Genomic DNA, 18,848 nt, shown 5'->3' on the forward strand with positions numbered 1-18,848 from the left:
CAAAAAAGTAACCATCATGGTTACTTTTTGCTATATATCTAAAAATTCATTGTTTATTTCATTATTGTTTTTACATTTCAACTTCTCTTTTCCACATTTCTCACACTGGTAAATATAAACTACACCTAATGTACCTTTTTTAAAATCCTCATTATCCTGCATCTTAATAAAAACATATTTATGTTTACAATGCGATTCACCCAAATAATTTTTAAACCACTTTTTCAACACAACACATTCCACCTTTATGATAGAACCTTTATTTAGCTGCTTTATTACATACTTTTATTTAAATGTTCAATCTCATCTTGCAACTTTTTAAATTGCTCAAAATGCATGGTAATAGATTGGCTACTACCATAATCAACATTTTGTTTCACTAATATAACACCCGTATCATGAAAAAGCGCTTCAAGTTCTTTCCTAATAGACACTTTCGCAATATGAGCTGTTTTAATTGCAGATAAAATTGCAATTTCATTAAACTTTAATTTTATTTCATTTGGACAAAATGCGTCTTCAACTAATATAACTTCATTACTATAAATTAGTGCAACAAGATTACTTGATTTGGCATCTGTTAAATCAACTTTTTTCATAATATCTTTCATTACATTTTGCCTCCTTTATTTTCATATATATCGATTATACAAATTTTTTTAAAAAATTACTCAACTTTATTATATTAATTTTAACACACTTTTATTGAAATCCATGCTCCAAACGTTTTACTATTCCACAATTTTTATTATATGAACCATCTGGACTATAACTCCATATAGTAATGTTAACAACTTATTATAAAGCAGGTGAAAATTATGCCATCAGTTGTAGGAAATTTAGTTGTACAAAATAGTAATGGATCATTTAACTTAGGTGATTTCTACAACGTTTCTCCGAAAGAAAATACGAAAGCTTATAATGGTTCCGGCGCATCAAACGTTGGTTTTGTTGTTAATACTTTTAGCGGTGTTAGCGCGACCAATACATTTGATTCTGACCTTGCAGATCAAAACCAAGTGGGTACAGCCTAATCTTATGTTCAACTTTTTGTATAGAAAATTTTAATTTGTCTATACTATAATCAGGCTGTTTGACAGCTCTTATCGATTTTGGAGTACCCTATCTTTTTCTCCCTTTCCCTGGGGCTCAGCAGCTAGCACAAAGCTAGCTGCTTTTTCTTATATTATTTGTCTCATAAATCAGAAATAAAAAAAGCTGCCATTTAAATATTCAGCTTCTTTTACATTATTTCAATAATATCCATAGCGTTAAATACGTAAGTTTTATAAAAGGCGTCTGTACAAATTACAATTTGTTTTACCGGATTGATATGTACAACAGTCATGTAGCTTGTTAATATGTAACCATCTTCAAAATATGTTACCAATATTTCTTTCTCAGACAGTAATGACGTTAATAATTTATCAGAAATCCTCTCTTTTGCTTCATTTGTTAAAAGCGGTTTTTGTACTTTTAATTTCTCTCCAATAATCTTTCTCATATTTAAAAGTTGTTCGGACATTACTGTAAACGGAACCCACTCTCTTTCTTCTTTTTGTATCTTTACATCGTTCATTTTTTATCTCCTTGATCATTTATACATTTATTTATTCATGCTATCACTTAGTTATTTTTAATACTTACTAAACTCGAATTTACTTCTAAACTATAATTAGGTTACCTCTCAAAAGAACATTCGTTCTTATTATACACGAACTTACGTTCCTTTGAGAAGAGCTATACTTATTATTTCTTAACAAAAAACATAATTTTATTTATCTCCATATTTTTTCCTTTATCAAATAAACTTTTCATTTCTTATATAAAATGCATATAAAAACTAAAAGGCGACTTCACACAAAGTGAAATCGCCTTTTTCTAAAAAATATTCAAAGCTTATTTTTCTATCCTAACTAATGTTCTTTCTGGAATACATAATTCATCTATATTAAAATGATTTATTTTTAAGTTCAATTCCCCTACTCGTTCCTTATCTTCATCACCAACCCAACAACTAAATAATTCGAAATAGTCTCCATCTTCCAAATAACTTTCCATAATCTTGCATAAAGTTAAAAGTTTTTCTTTCGCTTCTTTTTTTTCCTTTACATTTTGCCACTCGACAAGTTCAATTCCCCAATTAGTTGAAACCTCATATGTGTAATTTGTTTGGAATTGATAATCTTGTACAATTTCAAGCATACTTTCATCTGAAAAACACGGTCCAAAAACAATTACATCATTAGAATCTGGATCCGTTAACGGAATTTCTACATTACAGCCTGTGTAACTTGCTAAACTCATTTTATACTCCTTCAATATTCGTATAAAAAATACTTCATAGTATATTTATTTACTCAAATATAAAATCCCTGCCTAAACGAAAAAGTTTTAAATTTTTATCGTTTATTAACCATCTATAACTGAAAACATATACTATGATGAACGAACTCACAAAGCATAAGAAAAGAGAGCATTTACAACACTCTCTTTTCTTACATACTCTATGGAACTTTACAAAACTGAATCAGTGATTTTTATTATTATATTTTATTACATATACTTAGGTTGTACTATTATATGTAACTCTCTCTCTGTATCCGCTTTTTTCGGATGACGAAAATAATTAAGTTCGTACTTTAACACTTTATACTCAACCATCCCAATTTTAATCCCTTTCGTTTCTTTTAATATAACTAATAAATCACTTATATTTTCATCATATGACTCAAAAATTTTCGCTCCGCCCTCTCCTTGAAAGATTACTTTCATATATTCTCCCCACCTTAATTTATTGATGTGGTAAATGATGCGTTTAAAACGATTCATTCTTTATCCTAAAATTTTCACAACAAAAAGAACATCCTTTCCAATCGAATGCTCAGCTTTTTACTAATTATCCATGTTAAATATTTATTCAAAAACATTATATGTATTATTTTTTAAATTATGTTCGATATTCATTATTAAAGAGTAAATATATGTAATAAACTTGCATAATGAAAACCGTAAAATATCCACTTTCGTTGAAATAATTATAAACCATAATTTCCCATTGTAATTCTTAATATTTAAATGTAATATTGTATTGTCTTACTATCTATTTATAACTCACACACTAATTAGAAAAGGGAACTCTATATGAGTTCCCTTTTCTAATTATGATTACAGTCATTATTTCTTTTCTAGAAATTTAAATGTATCTTTAAATTCTTTATTATTCACTTTAATATCAGCATCTTTCAATAAATCATTGACTACTTGTTGTTTCCATTTACCTGTCGTATCTTGTAGTCTTTGTTGTTCTATATCTTTACGAATTTTATCCTTTACTTCATCAAATGGCTTCAATTCTTTTTTATCCGTCACTTTAATAATATGGTAACCGTAAGTTGTTTTAACCGGATCACTTACTTGGCCTGCATCTAATTTATACGCAGCTTCCTCAAATTCTTTCACTGTTTGCCCAGGAGCAAAACCAGATATTTCCCCGCCCTGTTCCTTTGAACCAGTATCCTCTGAATACTGTTTTGCTAAGGCAGCAAAATCTTCACCATTATTTACTTTCTCCTTTATTTCTTTAGCCGTTTTTTCATCTTTCACTAAAATGTGACTTACTTTCATTTCTGGTTTATAGTTATTTTTCACATCTTTATCTGTAACTGTTGCTTTAATCGCTTTCTCAAATGCAATTTCTGGCTTCATTTTTTCTTTTAATTCATCTTCGTTTTTCAATCCAAGTTGTTCTAAAGTCGATTTAAAGTTCTCACCCATTTTATCTTTTGCTTCTTCTACTTTCTTTTTTGCTTCCTCATCTGAAACTTTATATTTATCTAACAATGCCTTACTTAACATCATTTGATATAAAGTACTTTCTCCATATTGTTGTCGTAATTCTTTACTTAATTCTTTCTCTGTAACATTCCCTACTTTTGATGTTACTACGTTGTCTGAGGAACCACATGCAGATAATGCTAGCATCACGCATGAAATAATTGTTCCAATAAATATTTTTTTCTTTTTCAATTCAAATACCTCACTTTTATCATTATACAAATTAACTATACACAGTCATTGTGAAAACAGTGTGTTTTCTACATGTAATTCATTTCATATGAGTAGACTATGTATCATGTATTTTCATTTTTAAACGTAAAGAGTCTTCTTACTATTATGTATAGTAAGAAGACTCTTTACATACTCCTTAAAAACAATACTGCCGCTATAGTTACTTAATAATTACATGTTTTTCAGGTATCCAACTATTCTGCCCGATATCTACCGCATTTCCCACTCTACCCCACACTCGAAAAGATGTCGATCCATCTATATTCCCTTTATAATTCATACATTCAGGCTCTTCATAATAATTTACTCCGTAACCGACAGGATATTTCGAAGTTGCATAAAACCATTTCACATTAAAATGTTTTAAATATGCCCACTGCTTATCGTTCTCTAAACAAATCATATCTTGCTCACCGCCTCCCCAATAACCTGTTAAGATTAAATATGGAATTTTCTGAGTGAGTGCACCTGTAAATTGAGGGGTCATGGGAGTTTCATATAAATTTATTCCGTATCCATCAGGATATTTCGAAACTGCAATACCAATGCCATTCGGTTGCTGTGTATACACTATGTTAGATTGATTTGCTTTGTTGGAATCTATAAACCAAGAAAGTGACTTATTTCCTACTAATCGATTCAGATCACATTTCCCAATCCCAGGAACATTCCCTGAATCCGTATATTGCCACATATCGCATGGATATGCTGGCTTATTCCCTCCATAACGAGGGATCCATACGAAATCAGCTTCAATATTACATGCTCCAAATGATAAATACGTGTGATGCCCTACGTATAATCCTACTTTTTCCGCACCTAAACGGCGTAATTCATCAATAAATGCCTGTGTCCCGCCTTGCATATCTACCATCGTTTGAACTTCTATGTCCGCTACCCAAAACTTAGCAGATTGATCACCACGATTCCAAAAATCTTGTGCCTCTTTCTTTGCATCAGCAATAGATATAAAACGGCAAAAAGCATAATTACCGAATGGGATACTATGCTTTTTCATTTCACTAACATAATTTTGATACATAAAATCCACCGTATTAGAGCCATCTTGAACTCTAGCAATCACTAAATCTAGCTGAGATGCTGCAATATCCCAATTAATAGTTCCATTCCATTTTGAAATATCTACAATATACCCCATACATTCCAGCTCCTTTTGAATGTCTTATTCATAGCTTGTTTTATTGTAAGCCTCCTCTCTCTAAAACTAGCTATCTATAATATAAATAAAAAGAATCTTTACTGTTTTTCAAAATATATTCTCTTTCAGAAATATTTCTATCAACTTTAACATGTATGCCACATAAAACATTCGAAATATACCCTACTATTCATTTATTATGTAATCTCGTCCTATCAATCATTTTTACAGATATTAAAAAAATCTCCTGTATTATTAAATTATAACTTTCAGTATCGATTTCCTTTCAACTAAAAAATTTCATCCCTCATTTTCTATATATTCTTAAGTCAAAATTACTACCTCTACATGAAATTTGAGATTTAGAAAAATTTTAATTAATTGAAGTTTACTCCTATTAAATTGCAATTTTCCAACCTGAACACTATTGGTGCATAAAAAAGACATTTTCTATTACTGAAAATGTCTTTTTACAGTTTAATAAAACAACTTTGGTGCTAAATCTGTATTTTGTAATTGTGAGTTTTCACTGCTCATAACACAACTTGTGGAAAATAGAATTGGGATACCACAAACCTCATCATTCATTACATCACGAAACACATTGGCCGCAACACCTGTAAACGTTTGACATAAGTTAGAAATATCGTCATTGAAAAACTGAATGACTTCCGCAGCGAAAACCGGAAAAACAACATTCGGTCCGCCAGGGAACTGAGGCTGTACCACAACTTGTTCAAAATAAGGATTATTTTCTAGTGCTACTTGAAATAAATGAGCTATTTCAAATGCATCTAGTGGACAAGGAAATGGATTTACAATTTCATTCTCATTATTCGTTACAATAACTGTCACACTTACATTCCCAAATTGTACAAAAGATTTTAAAAGCGTTGCTAATGCTCTCGCTTTTTCGTTGCTTAACGCATGCACTAAAATAATATAATTACCACCAACAGGAATAAGCGGCCCAACTGTAACAGTTGGATCAGCACCTATTGAATTTTTTAATTCATTAAAATATGTGATCCACGGTGGCGAAAGCTGAGCTTGTACATTTTCTTCCACTATTTTATACTACCCCCTTATACCATTCTTACTAACATAATATGTAACAAACAAAAAAATGCATTAGTTATATTAACCGTTTGCGTATTTATTGATTATATTAATTAAACATTTTATTTTCCATTCTCAATTTCCCCTTTACATCTTTAAGCACTTTTACTACTATAAAATTCTTTATTATAAGCAAATCCACTGAAATTTCATATTATACTAATACGACTCTATATCCATTAAATTATAATACTCAATATTAAGAGCTGATTTCATGGAAAAAAAACCTATCGTGTTCAAAATCCCACCAAATTCAAAGCTAAAAATTACATTTTTCGGTCCTTGTAACGAAGTAATTACAAATGTGTCTATAATTAATCAACTATGCACCCCTAAATGTCAAACTATCACGCAATACCCAGACTTTAAGAAATATGTAACGGAAGTACGATCGCTATCCCGTTGTTAGTCCGCATAATGCACGATTTTCACAACTTTATTACCTAAAATAACCGAGAAAGAAAATAACTGCATTCCTAGACTAAAATTACTCATGTTATGATATTCCATTGATAATTCATTGATTTTTTACACGTTTTTATGAAAAGAACATATATTATCGTATGGAGATTATCCACTCATAAAACCTATCTTTCTTTGGAGCGTACTTTTTATGTATGCTCTTTTTTTATGTAACCGTCCCCCTTCTAAATTGACCAACAATATATTAAAATTCTTTATATACTCAAGGAGGTCAAATATGTTCAAGTTGCATCCAATACTACTCATCTTAGGATTGATTTTGTTTTTATATAGTGTAATCGCCTTTATGCTATTCTTTTCAGTGTATTAGCATTCCCTACACAAATCTATGTTCAATATATAATTTCTATATGGTAAAGAAAAAACATAATGATACGATCTTTTATGTATTCCGTCTTTCTTGTTCTATAAGAAAACTAGTAAACTTACTAACAATGCGTTTTTACAAGCATGTTACTTATTATTCTGTTTATTATCTGAAGAAGGTTGAAGCCCCTACAAATTAAACTACGCTTTACCTATTTACTTATATATTTTAGAAAAAACAATAATAATCCCCTACCATTTGGTAAGGGGATTAACTAAACCTACTAAAAAACATTTAATGATCAGTTTTATTTAGTTGGAGAAGGAAATCTTGCTGCTTCAAAATGTGCACCATCTTCTAAAGGACTTAAAACTCCATCTATACTACTTTGTGCATAAATCTCAACTTCATCCCCTGCATTCAATTGAACAATCGTCGAAACACTTACGACATTTCCAAAACTTATTGGACCAAAAAAGTCATTATCTATAGCTATCGCTGCGTTTCCATTCACACGAATTTCTACACGCGCTCTATAATTTAAAGTTGGATCGTTTGGAAAGAAACCAATCGTTCCAATAATAGAATATACACCTTTAGTCTTCGGCATAAAAATAGATGTTGCTGGATTATACTCATTCGCTAAATCAAATTGTTCATTTTGAAATAACACTTTCACAAAAGTATTAGCAGGAACATTTTGATTCACAGTATTTCTAGCTCTAAATGCCGATGCTCTAACAAGATTGTCCTTGTTATCATGGCACTTACAAGTGTTCTTACAACAATCATGATGCTTCTTTTTATACTCTTTACAATACTTACAGTAGTAATAACAAGACATACTGATTCCCCTTTCAAACTTATTACTATATATTATGTAAGATTGATTTATAAGGTTTGGACTAGCTATTTTTATTATTCATAAGGGCGCTATTAATCTGCACCCTTATTTATATACACCACTTCATTCCTTACTAGTTATAAGTTGTATATAGTTCCATATGGAATAGTAAGAAAAGAACTTCCGTACGGTGTAACATGATGTACTGGGTAAAAATACTCTACGGATGAGTAATATGGTTGTACTCCTTGCTGCTGCATTTGCATTTGTTGTTGCATTTGCAATGCTTGTTGAATAGCTTGGACTGTACTTTGTGCTCCACTATACGTTATAGATGTACCATATGCTGGTCGCATACCAGTTTCAGAATTAAAATATGAATAAAACATGATTTTCAGCTCCCTTCCCGTATAATTTATTACAAATTATATTATGATTCTTTATTTCAGTGGGTACTATAAAGCTAGTCCGCTCGCTTATATTCAAATGACAAAATAAAAAAGTAGCTGCTAGACTACTTTGACTCCTTCTTATCACCAAATGAAATGATATACATATTCTCCTGTTACACGCTCATTAATTCCCGCAACCCTAACGAACCTAAGTAAATCCGCTCCTTGAAGGAAATATACCGAAATCGTAACCGGTACTTGCGACCACATGAATTGATAAAGCTCATTCACTCTCTGATTCGTCGTAACGATTAAATCATTTACAGGTCCATGATTCCATGCAGAGGTTTGAACTGAAGTGAAAGAAAGGTCTTTCCCATTAACCACTATTCTTGATACGCTTTGAGTTATGTCCACAATAATCCCCTCCAACATTACAAAAATTGGACCTTTTTTAGTTCATATTATTATAAATATTCTTGACTGCAATAAATGTTTAAGGCAAATCCCTAATAAAGTGAAACTTTAATCAGCTCTCACCAATCGGGCTTTTACTGGCAGCCCGACCCCACCTAACTTCTTTGCTTCCGCTGAATTTTGAGGTGGGGGTATTTACTGCCCGACAAATAGCGGGATAAAATTTTTTTATTCATATCCCTCAATTCCCATTACAACCATATAATTTCTAACCTTATTCAATTTTTGTAATTAAAATAAAAAATAGCTAATTCACTACTTAAAAAGTAAAAAAAGCATCAGATTGACTAGTATGTAGATGGTTAAATGCATGTAAAATGATTTTAAATTATCTACTCTTTTTTTAGCTCGGAAGTAACTCTCATCTCGTCCCATCTTTATACACCACTTTCTTAATCACACTGAACGCAATATTCAATTGATGAGTTTGTCATTTCGTTACCTCCAATTAACGCTTTTGTTCAATGTAGTTATTTTCTTGTATAATAAAAGTTAATTAATCTAGAAGGGATTCTGAGAAAGAGCGAAAAATCAGCTGGAAAGCTTATCGATTTAAATATCTATTCGAAATTAATAAGCGATTAATTTTAGTCACTCTGCCCATACTCAATCAAAGTGTGGGCTTCTTTAATTTCTGTATAAAATTCAAAAGTTTGACACAATCCTGGAAAAAGCTTATAAAGAAAAGTGAGGTTCCATTATTTTCACACTTAGTAGCGCAGTCATGTTACATATAATTTTATAAGTGTGAACGAACTACAAAACTAAAAAACAAATAATAAGTTTGCAACATGTTTGCAAATACGAATTTTGCATATAAATTCGTGTGATATTGAAAGGAGTTTTACTTATGAAAGAAATTAAAACAGAACAAGAATTCAAAGACATCATCGCAAGCGAGGAGCCTGTAGTTGTTAAGTTCTTTACTACATGGTGCCCAGATTGCGTACGTATGGACAACTTTATCGGAGATGTAATGGAAGAGTTCAATAAATTTGAATGGTACTCTATCAATAAAGATGAGTTTCCAAGTATCGCTGAAGAGTATCAAGTAATGGGTATTCCAAGTTTACTTGTATACCAAAACGGTGAGAAGCTAGGCCACTTACATAGTGCTAATGCAAAAACAGAAGAGCAAGTTACTGAGTTTTTAGAAGCATACTAAAATGAAAGCCCTCTGGAAAATATTTTTCAGAGGGTTTTCATCTATTTTCACAATTATCTTTTGAAGTTTTTCATCGTTTAATGAATTACACCTTGTCATGATAAGAATAATACCTAGTAAGAAAAGTATTCGTTTCCTCATCCATCTACCCTCCTATCTCTTTAGTAAATAAACTCCAATTAGGTTCACACCTTGACTTTGTACTTTTCAACATATTTTTCCTTTACGAAACTTTGTTATCCCCTTCTTAAAAAGCTATAAAACGTCAACAATGTTTGTATAGACCCACACGACTTTCGTTTGATACTCTATTTATAGAAAGAAATTCCTTTAAAGAAAGGTGAGTGATTAAAATGGATACTCTTTCTCATAAAGAAGCTGATAAAGGTGCTATTGTCAGCATTATGGCCTACATATTTTTATCCTCTATGAAAATCATCATCAGTTATATTACCCTCTCTAGCGCATTACGCGCTGACGGTTTAAATAACTTAACGGATATCGGTGCTTCTTTAGCGATATTAATTGGTCTAAAAATATCTCGTAAACCTCGTGACCCAGATCATCCGTATGGGCATTCGCGTGCCGAACAAATCGCATCACTTGTTGCGTCCTTCATTATGGCAACAGTCGGATTAGAAGTTGTTATTAGTGCCATTCAATCTTTCTTAAATCCGAAACAAGCAGCGCCTAATGTACTCGCTGCATGGGTTGCTTTATTTTCTGCTGTCGTTATGTACTGCGTGTATTTGTATACGAAAAAAATTGCAGCACGAACAAAAAGTAAATCATTAGAAGCCGCTGCAAAGGATAATTTATCAGATGCACTCGTAAGTATTGGTACCGTAGTAGGTATTGTCGGTTCTCAGTTCCAAATGCCTATTTTAGACCCTATTGCCGCTTTAATTGTCGGTCTTATTATTTGTAAAACTGCATGGGAGATTTTCGTAGAATCTTCTCATATGCTAACAGATGGAATTGATCCTGATAAAATGGAAGAATACGCTGATGCTATTGAGCATATTGGCGGTGTGGAAAACATTGTAGATATTCGAGCACGTATGTATGGGAATCAAACGTACGTTGATATTACAATTGAAGTAGATGCTCGCATGGATGTTGGAGAAAGTCACTGTATTACCGACAACATCGAAGCTATGCTGCGCAAAAAATTTGGAATTTACCATGCACACATTCATGTTGAGCCAATGAAAAAAGAACCTATTATGACATAGGTTCTTTTTTTATGAACGTTTTATGGAATATAACACATAAAACGAGCCAGCTACCGCCAGCTGCCCATCCTGCTAATATGTCAGATGGATAGTGCACGCCAAGATATATTCGGCTAACTGAAATAGATAATACAACAAAGCTTGCTATAAGAATAATTAACAATTTTTTATGCAACGAAATACGCTCTTCAGTAATTGTGACGTATGCAATAAATCCTAAAAAAGCAGTAGCATTCATCGTATGACCGCTCGGAAAACTATATCCAGTTGCAGTAACAAGCTGCGTGACATCAGGTCTTGCTCGTTCGTACCATAGTTTAAGCATACTGTTTAAATAACGAGATCCGTAGTAATTAATTGTTAGAAGTAACGCACTAAGTAACTTTTTTCTAACGAGAAAATACATTACAAGAATAATGAGTAATGGAAAATATATTCTTTTGGAACCGATAAAAGACACCCAAGTAAAATAGGTCGTCAAATAATCGTTTCGAAAGCTTTGAATAAAATGTGCGACTATATTGTCAAAGTTCTCAATACAAGCGGTATGATACGAAAGTGATAATACGACAAAACAAATGAGTAACGTAAAACTTAGCAAGTATAAATGTCGATATCGTTTCACATACATAACCTCACTATGCAAAAAAATGGAGCGGTTGTTTTAGTTTTCCTCTCCATTTCTTTTTTATGCATAGTTTATTAAAAAATATAATTATTAATTTTTTGCTTCATCTCAGGGATATCTTCTCTTGTTACGGTAAAACGAATCACCTTCTCATCAAGATCAAGCGCCTCAGCGAATAATCCAGCTAAACCACGGGATTTTCTATCTACTTCCATAATAATTTCTAGTCGGTCGTATGCACGTGGCAAGATTAATAATTCTAATTCATCTAATTTCCCATAATGCTCTCCAGAAACCGGAATAAACTCAAATTCTTGTGCGAATGGAACTTGCTTACGTAATCGATGCGGTAATTCTTCACATTCTATATGACGTGCTTTAAACCCTAATTCATTTACACTATCTAAAACACTACTTAATAATGCATTAGGTAACACTTGAACGTAGTCGCGGTCACTTGGGTCTATACTACGTTTAATATCAAGACCTGTATGAATCCAAACCGTTTTCATACCAAGTGTAAGTGGTGCTTCAATTGGCATTGGAAAAGAAAATGGAATTTCAACTTTTTCATTCGGTTCTACAGAAAAAGGTTCTGTTAAGCGCACTCGCTCTAAATCATATGTTGCTGTTACTTTTTTATCATCCACTTCTCGTACATACGACGTCGATAATGTTAAGTAAATGCTTTCAATTTGTTGGCTAACTGAACCTCCAGTTATATGAACCTTTCCAACTATTTCTTCCCCAACAATATACTCATCTTTTTCAAGAACAGTATCTACCTTTGCACTTCCAATACCAACGCTTGCTAAAAACTTTTGAAACATGGAGTCTCCATCCTTTCTAAAGCAGAAGCTACATCTTGTTTTAAATCTTGTACATTCTCATAGTACGGCGTTTTTATTTGTAACATTCGCATAAGCATTTCACGATTATAATGTTCCAAAGTTAATTCTTCGTACCATGGTTTTTCCTGTTTTTCATTAGATTCATATCCTGCATATAATAAAAATAATGAGAAATGACCGAGCGCATAAAAGTCGCTACGAAAGTGAACTTCTCGCATCAAAGCTTGTTCACCTTCGTAAGTTGTAGCTCGCTCATCATCCTCACCTTTCCATTTAGCCAATCCAAAATCAATAATACTAATTTGATTTTCTTTCATTAGTATGTTTGGAATGCGTAAATCTCGATGAATAATGCCTTCACTATGAAACACCGATACAATTTCTAATATTTCATATAAAATCTCAAAAACTTCACGTTCTGTATATACATACCCATCTATGAAAATATAATCTTCAAAATTTTTACCAGGCATGTACTCCATCACAAAGAAGCTCTTTTTCTCCCATAGGAAATGATCATATAGACTAGGAATTGCATGATGATTTAATGTTTGTAAGATCATTTTCTCTTGTTCAAATGATTTTCTACCAGACTCATATCTTTGTTTATTTTGTCTTAATTGTTTTAAGACTTTATATCTATTTATTTGTAAATCATTAACGACATATGTAACCCCATAACTGCCCATTCCAATTACTGATTCAATTTTATAACGCTCTGCAACAATTGTATTTTTTCGCAGTGGTCTATCAAATAATGCTAGTACACGACGCCATTTCATCAGCTACTTGAAAAGAAGCTACGGCTTTTACGTTTTCTTTTATAATGTTGATGTCCATAACCAGATGAACGTCGTTTATAATCGCTACTTGAATACGAGCGCCCTCTACGACGATAATCACTACTTGAATACGAACGATATTTTTTCTTTCCTAATAAAGAATCAATAATTTTTTTGAACATTCCTTCACCTCTTGAGTAAAATTTCCTTTTCATTATACCAATAATTATTGACTATATTTGTGACAGGTTTGTAAAGAGTAAAAAACGACGAGTTATGCCCGTCGTTACTTTCATTCATCCTCTTCATCAAAAACTTCATCAATCATGCATTTCTCTAATAAATACTCAAATGTAATATCTGCGAGATCTTCAATTTCTTCTCGTTTTGGGACGTACCCTCTTTCAATTAGTTGCTCATAAAAAAACTCCGCAATCTCTTCCGTATCAATCACGACTTCAATTTCCTTCATGAGCATCACTCCTTTATTTCTGTTTTATGAAAAAATCTCAAAATTATGTATATGAGATTAGAAAAATAGATTTTATTTTTTTATAGGTCATAAGCTTTGGACGAGATGCATACGATTGTAGTACAAGCTATTCAAAGGGGGAAATAATAATGGAAAATCAATATGAAGTAGGACAAACAAAAGAAGAGTTCATGCATGAAGATCAATGGGCAGACTCTCTTATAAAGTGGCTTTTTATTTTTTTAATAGTTGTAGGCATACCTTATACTGCATATGTTGTTGTTCAATTTATTCTCTCTTTCTAGTTAACTATTTTTTCTCTGTCAATTTAACTAAATAATTATGAACAACATCCATTACAATTTTATATTCTTCATCTTTAAATGTATCGAACAATAATTGATAATCGTTATAAATATCAAGTAATCCATCAATGATTTCTTGACGATTCGTCTTAACACTCACTTTTTTCGAGTTGTTAATTGACTTTAACTTTCCTAAATCTAATTTATTCATACCTGCTTTATCTTGTTTCATTTTCTTCAAAATTGCATTTGCCGTTTGAGCATTGGCGAGTAACGTTAAATCTGATTCATCCGCTTCTAACCATTCACCATCCGTAATCCGTGACAATTCATAAATTGTATCTTCCCATGCGTCATTCTTATATCTCCATACTTCTGTACGAAAACCAACAATACGGAAAACATCTTTATCATATCCAGTTACTTGCACAAGATCACCAAACGTGAAATTGTAATTTAATTCAATCCACTCCGTATCGCCCTTTTTCATATCTTGCTCTGTAACGTGCTGCAATGTTTGCTCTACGTAAAATCCATCGTGATTATTGACTTCGTATACATAAACTCCATCTAAAACCTTCATATTTGTGATTTTCCCAACGGTTCCATATAGCGTAATCACGACTATGTCCCCTACGTTGTATTTAGGTTGTTTTTTTCTTGCCATCTCTATCTCTCCTTTTTTTGACGTCGTGATTTTGATATCAGTATATGCAACCTACATAAAAACGCTTATCACAGAAGCTTATATTCATAAATTTTTTCAATAAAAAATATAATCTTATAAAATTTACATTGCACTCAAAAAAAAGCTAGTAACTAGACTAGCTTCAAATCAACAAATTTCATAATAAAAAACATACAGAATACTTCACTTTAAATAAAGTAACGTATTCTGTATGTTTTCAAATAGTTTTTATCTATCTTGTATGTATAAATCCCAGGCTTCATCAAATATAGACATACTTTCTAGCATTCCGCTCAACTCTAAGTATGAACTAATTTCATCATAGTCTTCAGATTGCTTCGGAAAACTTAAATCATCATACATCGCCTCTGCTAAATCTGAAATTTCATTTCTAAATAAAGCTGCACGATGCTTCATCATATAATGGTAAAATGTCTTTTTCAAAAATATTCCCTACCTTTCTAACTTGGGTACATTATACAAGGCAAAAAAGAAAAAAACCAGCATAAAAGCTGGTTAAAAGTCGAAATAATTTCTTTTTAATAGACGCGGTCTTCCCATTAATTCTTCATATGTTAGTTGTTTTGGTAAATCTTTCGTGTAAATTAAGAATAATTGATCTTCAATTTCTTTTACTGTATGGTCTGATTGATAGTCCATCCCGCACGAGGAACAAGAAATACATGGTGTCTCTTGGATTTCAATGGCTTTCGTACCATCTGGTAATTCCCAATATACAGTATTCAAGCTTTCTTTCGCTTCTGTACTGTCACACCACATACAATTCATACTGCATCACCCTCAGTTTTTTTGTCGTTTTCTTCTAACTTAGCCATTTGTGCTTGATATTTTTTATCTTTTAATTGATCGCGCTTATCACGTTTATCTTTTAAAGATGCATGAGTATCATTATCTTCGTAGTCTTTACGACGGTTCATACGCTGTAAGTCGTCTGGAACGAGGTTAAATTTCTTATCGCTCATAAGACCTGCGATACCAACATCTGAACGTTTTTCTTCGTAGTTCGGATAAATCTCTTTAAAGTATCCTTCCGCTCTTCCTGGAATATAGCTCTCTGGCTCTGGATACGTCGTAATAACACCTTCAAAGTTACGAAGCACAACTTTATCTGCACTTTGTGAGATTAAATAGTTTGGCTGAAGTGCAATTTTACCGCCTCCACCTGGCGCATCAACAACGAATGTCGGAACAGCATAACCAGATGTGTGTCCACGTAAACCTTCAATAATTTCAAGACCTTTAGATACTGGTGCACGGAAGTGACCGATACCTTCAGATAAGTCACATTGATAAATGTAGTATGGACGTACACGGATTTTTACTAAGTCATGCATAAGTTTTTTCATAATTGGAACGCTGTCGTTAATACCAGCTAAAATTACTGCTTGGTTTCCGACTGGAACACCAGCATTCGCTAACATTTCACATGCCTTTTTCGATTCTTCAGTAATTTCAATAGATGTATTGAAATGTGTATTTAACCATACTGGATGGTATTTTTTAATAATGTTACATAAGTTTTCTGTAATACGTTGTGGGAATACTACTGGTGCTCTCGTTCCGATACGAATAATCTCAACATGCGGAATCTCTCGTAAATTTTTTAATACATATTCTAAAATTTTATCGTTAATTAGAAGTCCGTCACCACCGGAGATTAATACATCTCGTACTTGTGGCGTTTCACGAATATAAGCAATTGCATCATCTAATTGTTTCTTCGGTACACCCATTCCAATTTGTCCACTAAAACGACGACGTGTACAGTAACGACAATACATAGAACATTGATTTGTTACTAAGAATAGTACACGGTCCGGATAACGATGTGTTAGCCCTGGAACTGGTGAATCTTCGTCTTCGTGAAGTGGGTCTTCTAAATCATATTTTGTTTTATATAACTCTTCCGAAATCGGTACTGATTGCATCCGAATCGGACAGCGTGGATCATCAGGATTCATTAGCCAAGCATAGTACGGTGTAATGTTTAACGGGATCGTTTTCGTTGAAATTTTAACGCCCTCTTCTTCTTCAGGTGTTAAGTTAATTACTTTTCTTAAGTCATCTAACGTTTTGATCGTATTCGTTAATTGCCAAACCCAATCATTCCATTGCTCTTCAGTAACATCTTTCCATAATTCGATATCCTTCCAGTGACGATTTGGTTTGTATACATCATGTAACATTGCTATTCCCCCTTTTTATACGCTCATCCTTTATATAAGCAATAGTTATGCCAACTTTACATTGTTGATAAGTAAATGTGCGGAGAACCCTATTACATAAGCGAAAAAATATTTTTAAGCGTTGTATGAAATCAATACTTAACATCATATTCATTACTTTTTATATATGTAAACGCTCTTTTATTGGTGCAAACACACAAAAACCGCCGATTATTCGGCGGTTTTGTCGTACTTGCTCAGTTTATATTGAAGCGTTTGACGAGGGATACCCAACATTTTTGCGGCTTGTAATATATTCCCTTCCGTTTCAATCAACGCTTGATCTATTAATTCTTTTTCTGTTTGATGAAGTGCTTCTCTAAGTGGCATTATACCCTTCTTCTTCGAAAACTTCTCTTTCCGAAATGTACGTGGTAAACAATTGGCTGTTAATGTATTCCCTTCTGCAATAATAACAGCATGTTCAATCGTATGTTTTAACTCCCGTACATTTCCAGGCCACTGATAAGCTTGCAGTCTATCTTTCGCTTCCTCATCAATTTGAAGTACACCTTTTTTATAACTTTTATTATATTCTTTCAAAAAATAAGATGCTAATAATAGTACATCCTCAGTTCTTTCACGAAGCGGTGGGATATATAATGAAAATACGTTTAAGCGATAATATAAATCAGTGCGAATTTTATTCTCTCGTAAACATATTTCTGGAGGCTGGTTCATCGCGGTAATAACACGAACATCTACTTTTCTCGTCTTATTATCACCAATTCTTCTAATGACTCCATCTTCTAACACTCGTAACATTTTTGCCTGCAAATCAAGAGGCATTGAATTCAGTTCATCTAAAAATAATGTACCACCATCAACAAGTTCAAATAGCCCAGCTCTTTCAATCGCTCCCGTATAGCTTCCTTTTGTCGTTCCAAACAATAAACTTTCTAATAGCGACTCTGGTAAAGCTGCACAGTTTTGTGCAATAAATGGCTTGTTTTTTCTTTTAGAAGCTTCATGAATTGCTTGTACGAACAGTTCTTTTCCTGTTCCTGTTTCACCATATATTAAAACATTCGCGTCTGTTGGTGCTACTTTTTGTGCTAACTCTTTCGTCTGTTTAAACCGCGTATCATTTGTCACTATCGTCTCAAATGCAGCGTGCTTTTTAATCACTTTTTTTCTAGATGATCGCTTTATTTTCGACTGTAAGTCAACAATTGTGTCAGTAAGCTTTTGAATTGTAGAGTAATCCTTTGCAATTTCAACAGCCCCAGCAATATTCCCATCTATAAAAATAGGTAACGTCGTATTTACTGTACAAACATCTTCACCATTTAAATTTTGATAATGTTGTACCTGATGTACGATAGGTTTTTTTGTATCTAGTACTTTCATCAATGTACTCGTTTCCCTTGATAAAGACGGGAACGCTTCTAACAGATGTTTCCCTAACACTTTTTCAATCTTCGATCCATCGTGTTTTGCAGCTACAGAATTATAAAATATTGTAATTCCATTTTCATCTACAGCGTGTATAGCCTCATCAATACTGCCCAAAATCGCTTCAATGACTTCTTGTGTCGAAACTGCTAGCAATGTCATCCCCCCTCTTGCCGAAAATCCAGCAATTACATGCCGAATTTTCGGCACACCTATGTGCGATTGTAAG

Annotated in this window: 26 protein-coding genes and 1 pseudogene; 5 read left to right on the forward strand and 22 right to left on the reverse strand. The window is 32.7% G+C overall.

Translation table 11 applies throughout. From position 1 onward, the window contains the following. Positions 1 to 30: 30 nt before the first annotated feature. Positions 31 to 231, reverse strand: a complete 201-nt coding sequence (locus ACZDYH_RS12830) for a hypothetical protein (protein WP_000915148.1) — start codon at positions 229 to 231, stop codon at positions 31 to 33. A gap of 44 nt (positions 232 to 275) precedes the next feature. Continuing rightward, positions 276 to 611, reverse strand: coding sequence for a hypothetical protein (locus tag ACZDYH_RS12835; protein WP_000651907.1), 336 nt, complete (start codon positions 609 to 611; stop codon positions 276 to 278). Positions 612 to 818: 207 nt separating this feature from the next. Between ACZDYH_RS12835 and gerPF the strand changes: the two genes are divergently transcribed. Beyond that, positions 819 to 1,034, forward strand: a complete 216-nt coding sequence (gene gerPF / locus ACZDYH_RS12840) for a spore germination protein GerPF (RefSeq protein ID WP_001141569.1) — start codon at positions 819 to 821, stop codon at positions 1,032 to 1,034. 209 nt (positions 1,035 to 1,243) lie between these two features. Here the strand turns inward: gerPF and ACZDYH_RS12845 are convergent, their stop codons facing one another. The 6 genes from ACZDYH_RS12845 to ACZDYH_RS12870 form a co-directional block, all read right to left on the reverse strand. Then, a complete protein-coding gene (locus ACZDYH_RS12845) occupies positions 1,244 to 1,579 on the reverse strand; it encodes a YolD-like family protein (RefSeq protein WP_002024004.1) in 336 nt (111 codons plus the stop codon). Between the two features lie 320 nt (positions 1,580 to 1,899). After that, positions 1,900 to 2,307 (reverse strand): KH domain-containing protein, encoded by a 408-nt coding sequence (locus tag ACZDYH_RS12850; protein ID WP_086411576.1) that lies wholly within the window; start codon positions 2,305 to 2,307, stop codon positions 1,900 to 1,902. A gap of 249 nt (positions 2,308 to 2,556) precedes the next feature. Beyond that, positions 2,557 to 2,775, reverse strand: coding sequence for a hypothetical protein (locus ACZDYH_RS12855; RefSeq protein ID WP_000864275.1), 219 nt, complete (start codon positions 2,773 to 2,775; stop codon positions 2,557 to 2,559). Between the two features lie 402 nt (positions 2,776 to 3,177). After that, on the reverse strand, positions 3,178 to 4,029 hold the full coding sequence (locus ACZDYH_RS12860) for a peptidylprolyl isomerase PrsA (RefSeq protein ID WP_000727348.1): 852 nt from the start codon (positions 4,027 to 4,029) through the stop codon (positions 3,178 to 3,180). Between the two features lie 202 nt (positions 4,030 to 4,231). Further along, a complete protein-coding gene (locus tag ACZDYH_RS12865; protein WP_048656788.1) occupies positions 4,232 to 5,230 on the reverse strand; it encodes a glycoside hydrolase family 25 protein in 999 nt (332 codons plus the stop codon). A gap of 477 nt (positions 5,231 to 5,707) precedes the next feature. Further along, a complete protein-coding gene (locus tag ACZDYH_RS12870; RefSeq protein ID WP_000392281.1) occupies positions 5,708 to 6,298 on the reverse strand; it encodes a hypothetical protein in 591 nt (196 codons plus the stop codon). A gap of 265 nt (positions 6,299 to 6,563) precedes the next feature. Here ACZDYH_RS12870 and ACZDYH_RS12875 point away from each other — a divergent pair, with 265 nt between their 5' ends. Beyond that, positions 6,564 to 6,758, forward strand: coding sequence for a hypothetical protein (locus tag ACZDYH_RS12875; RefSeq protein WP_000412555.1), 195 nt, complete (start codon positions 6,564 to 6,566; stop codon positions 6,756 to 6,758). A gap of 688 nt (positions 6,759 to 7,446) precedes the next feature. Here the strand turns inward: ACZDYH_RS12875 and ACZDYH_RS12880 are convergent. The 4 genes and pseudogenes from ACZDYH_RS12880 to ACZDYH_RS12895 form a co-directional block, all read right to left on the reverse strand. Next, positions 7,447 to 7,983 carry a C1q-like domain-containing protein gene (locus tag ACZDYH_RS12880; protein WP_071740129.1) on the reverse strand — a complete coding sequence of 179 codons (537 nt, stop codon included), beginning with the start codon at positions 7,981 to 7,983 and terminating at the stop codon, positions 7,447 to 7,449. Positions 7,984 to 8,120: 137 nt separating this feature from the next. After that, complete coding sequence (locus ACZDYH_RS12885; protein ID WP_000500100.1) at positions 8,121 to 8,372, reverse strand: DUF3947 family protein; 252 nt, start codon at positions 8,370 to 8,372, stop codon at positions 8,121 to 8,123. A gap of 144 nt (positions 8,373 to 8,516) precedes the next feature. Continuing rightward, on the reverse strand, positions 8,517 to 8,792 hold the full coding sequence (locus ACZDYH_RS12890; RefSeq protein ID WP_000355695.1) for a hypothetical protein: 276 nt from the start codon (positions 8,790 to 8,792) through the stop codon (positions 8,517 to 8,519). 324 nt (positions 8,793 to 9,116) lie between these two features. Further along, positions 9,117 to 9,227 (reverse strand): annotated as a pseudogene (locus ACZDYH_RS12895) (2TM domain-containing protein); the annotation flags it as partial. 475 nt (positions 9,228 to 9,702) lie between these two features. Between ACZDYH_RS12895 and ACZDYH_RS12900 the strand changes: the two are divergent. Both ACZDYH_RS12900 and ACZDYH_RS12905 read left to right on the forward strand, forming a co-directional pair. Next, positions 9,703 to 10,017 carry a thioredoxin family protein gene (locus ACZDYH_RS12900; protein ID WP_000658787.1) on the forward strand — a complete coding sequence of 105 codons (315 nt, stop codon included), beginning with the start codon at positions 9,703 to 9,705 and terminating at the stop codon, positions 10,015 to 10,017. Between the two features lie 353 nt (positions 10,018 to 10,370). Continuing rightward, positions 10,371 to 11,252: a cation diffusion facilitator family transporter gene (locus ACZDYH_RS12905; protein WP_000380385.1), complete on the forward strand. Its 882-nt coding sequence runs from the start codon at positions 10,371 to 10,373 to the stop codon at positions 11,250 to 11,252. Here the strand turns inward: ACZDYH_RS12905 and ACZDYH_RS12910 are convergent. The 5 genes from ACZDYH_RS12910 to ACZDYH_RS12930 all read right to left on the reverse strand — a co-directional run bounded on the left by ACZDYH_RS12910 (position 11,242) and on the right by ACZDYH_RS12930 (position 13,985). Continuing rightward, on the reverse strand, positions 11,242 to 11,877 hold the full coding sequence (locus ACZDYH_RS12910) for a phosphatase PAP2 family protein (protein ID WP_000833370.1): 636 nt from the start codon (positions 11,875 to 11,877) through the stop codon (positions 11,242 to 11,244). The two genes, ACZDYH_RS12905 and ACZDYH_RS12910, sit on opposite strands and share 11 nt — an antisense overlap. A gap of 77 nt (positions 11,878 to 11,954) precedes the next feature. Further along, a complete protein-coding gene (locus ACZDYH_RS12915; RefSeq protein ID WP_000486625.1) occupies positions 11,955 to 12,710 on the reverse strand; it encodes a sporulation protein in 756 nt (251 codons plus the stop codon). Then, positions 12,692 to 13,513 carry a serine/threonine protein kinase gene (locus ACZDYH_RS12920; protein ID WP_474886387.1) on the reverse strand — a complete coding sequence of 274 codons (822 nt, stop codon included), beginning with the start codon at positions 13,511 to 13,513 and terminating at the stop codon, positions 12,692 to 12,694. Before ACZDYH_RS12920 ends, ACZDYH_RS12915 begins: the two co-directional genes overlap by 19 nt. Continuing rightward, positions 13,513 to 13,695, reverse strand: a complete 183-nt coding sequence (locus tag ACZDYH_RS12925) for a hypothetical protein (protein WP_000473371.1) — start codon at positions 13,693 to 13,695, stop codon at positions 13,513 to 13,515. The genes ACZDYH_RS12920 and ACZDYH_RS12925 overlap by 1 nt, the downstream gene beginning before the upstream one ends. A 110-nt stretch (positions 13,696 to 13,805) precedes the next feature. Then, the gene (locus tag ACZDYH_RS12930) at positions 13,806 to 13,985 is read right to left on the reverse strand and encodes a YozD family protein (RefSeq protein WP_000658451.1); all 180 of its coding nucleotides are present in this window, start codon (positions 13,983 to 13,985) and stop codon (positions 13,806 to 13,808) included. 149 nt (positions 13,986 to 14,134) lie between these two features. On the opposite strand from ACZDYH_RS12930, the gene ACZDYH_RS12935 reads away from it, so the two are divergent. Then, on the forward strand, positions 14,135 to 14,290 hold the full coding sequence (locus ACZDYH_RS12935) for a DUF3930 family protein (protein WP_000431486.1): 156 nt from the start codon (positions 14,135 to 14,137) through the stop codon (positions 14,288 to 14,290). Between the two features lie 4 nt (positions 14,291 to 14,294). On the opposite strand, the gene ACZDYH_RS12940 is transcribed toward ACZDYH_RS12935, so the two are convergent. From ACZDYH_RS12940 to rocR, 5 genes are all read right to left on the reverse strand, one after another. Next, positions 14,295 to 14,957: a hypothetical protein gene (locus ACZDYH_RS12940; protein ID WP_000101499.1), complete on the reverse strand. Its 663-nt coding sequence runs from the start codon at positions 14,955 to 14,957 to the stop codon at positions 14,295 to 14,297. Positions 14,958 to 15,206: 249 nt separating this feature from the next. Continuing rightward, positions 15,207 to 15,422 (reverse strand): YozE family protein, encoded by a 216-nt coding sequence (locus ACZDYH_RS12945; protein ID WP_000750717.1) that lies wholly within the window; start codon positions 15,420 to 15,422, stop codon positions 15,207 to 15,209. A 72-nt stretch (positions 15,423 to 15,494) separates the two neighbouring features. Next, positions 15,495 to 15,767, reverse strand: a complete 273-nt coding sequence (locus ACZDYH_RS12950; RefSeq protein WP_000995763.1) for a YokU family protein — start codon at positions 15,765 to 15,767, stop codon at positions 15,495 to 15,497. After that, on the reverse strand, positions 15,764 to 17,185 hold the full coding sequence (gene kamA, locus ACZDYH_RS12955) for a lysine 2,3-aminomutase (protein ID WP_000902142.1): 1,422 nt from the start codon (positions 17,183 to 17,185) through the stop codon (positions 15,764 to 15,766). The genes ACZDYH_RS12950 and kamA overlap by 4 nt, the downstream gene beginning before the upstream one ends. Positions 17,186 to 17,395: 210 nt before the next feature. Beyond that, a complete protein-coding gene (gene rocR, locus ACZDYH_RS12960) occupies positions 17,396 to 18,781 on the reverse strand; it encodes an arginine utilization transcriptional regulator RocR (RefSeq protein ID WP_011110073.1) in 1,386 nt (461 codons plus the stop codon). Positions 18,782 to 18,848: the final 67 nt, after the last annotated feature.

The organism is Bacillus sp. EB V-12 (assembly GCF_056158125.1).

Coding starts and splice junctions, on each gene's coding strand:
- ACZDYH_RS12845 (WP_002024004.1), bottom strand. CDS start 1,579: ATGAACGATGTAAAGATACAAAAAGAAGAAAGAGAGTGGGTTCCGTTT.
- ACZDYH_RS12905 (WP_000380385.1), top strand. CDS start 10,371: ATGGATACTCTTTCTCATAAAGAAGCTGATAAAGGTGCTATTGTCAGC.
- ACZDYH_RS12855 (WP_000864275.1), bottom strand. CDS start 2,775: ATGAAAGTAATCTTTCAAGGAGAGGGCGGAGCGAAAATTTTTGAGTCA.
- rocR (WP_011110073.1), bottom strand. CDS start 18,781: ATGACATTGCTAGCAGTTTCGACACAAGAAGTCATTGAAGCGATTTTG.
- ACZDYH_RS12950 (WP_000995763.1), bottom strand. CDS start 15,767: ATGAATTGTATGTGGTGTGACAGTACAGAAGCGAAAGAAAGCTTGAAT.
- ACZDYH_RS12935 (WP_000431486.1), top strand. CDS start 14,135: ATGGAAAATCAATATGAAGTAGGACAAACAAAAGAAGAGTTCATGCAT.
- gerPF (WP_001141569.1), top strand. CDS start 819: ATGCCATCAGTTGTAGGAAATTTAGTTGTACAAAATAGTAATGGATCA.
- ACZDYH_RS12940 (WP_000101499.1), bottom strand. CDS start 14,957: ATGGCAAGAAAAAAACAACCTAAATACAACGTAGGGGACATAGTCGTG.
- ACZDYH_RS12875 (WP_000412555.1), top strand. CDS start 6,564: ATGGAAAAAAAACCTATCGTGTTCAAAATCCCACCAAATTCAAAGCTA.
- ACZDYH_RS12920 (WP_474886387.1), bottom strand. CDS start 13,513: ATGAAATGGCGTCGTGTACTAGCATTATTTGATAGACCACTGCGAAAA.
- ACZDYH_RS12900 (WP_000658787.1), top strand. CDS start 9,703: ATGAAAGAAATTAAAACAGAACAAGAATTCAAAGACATCATCGCAAGC.
- ACZDYH_RS12850 (WP_086411576.1), bottom strand. CDS start 2,307: ATGAGTTTAGCAAGTTACACAGGCTGTAATGTAGAAATTCCGTTAACG.
- ACZDYH_RS12925 (WP_000473371.1), bottom strand. CDS start 13,695: ATGTTCAAAAAAATTATTGATTCTTTATTAGGAAAGAAAAAATATCGT.
- ACZDYH_RS12915 (WP_000486625.1), bottom strand. CDS start 12,710: ATGTTTCAAAAGTTTTTAGCAAGCGTTGGTATTGGAAGTGCAAAGGTA.
- ACZDYH_RS12865 (WP_048656788.1), bottom strand. CDS start 5,230: ATGGGGTATATTGTAGATATTTCAAAATGGAATGGAACTATTAATTGG.
- ACZDYH_RS12930 (WP_000658451.1), bottom strand. CDS start 13,985: ATGAAGGAAATTGAAGTCGTGATTGATACGGAAGAGATTGCGGAGTTT.
- ACZDYH_RS12835 (WP_000651907.1), bottom strand. CDS start 611: ATGAAAGATATTATGAAAAAAGTTGATTTAACAGATGCCAAATCAAGT.
- ACZDYH_RS12880 (WP_071740129.1), bottom strand. CDS start 7,983: ATGTCTTGTTATTACTACTGTAAGTATTGTAAAGAGTATAAAAAGAAG.
- ACZDYH_RS12885 (WP_000500100.1), bottom strand. CDS start 8,372: ATGTTTTATTCATATTTTAATTCTGAAACTGGTATGCGACCAGCATAT.
- kamA (WP_000902142.1), bottom strand. CDS start 17,185: ATGTTACATGATGTATACAAACCAAATCGTCACTGGAAGGATATCGAA.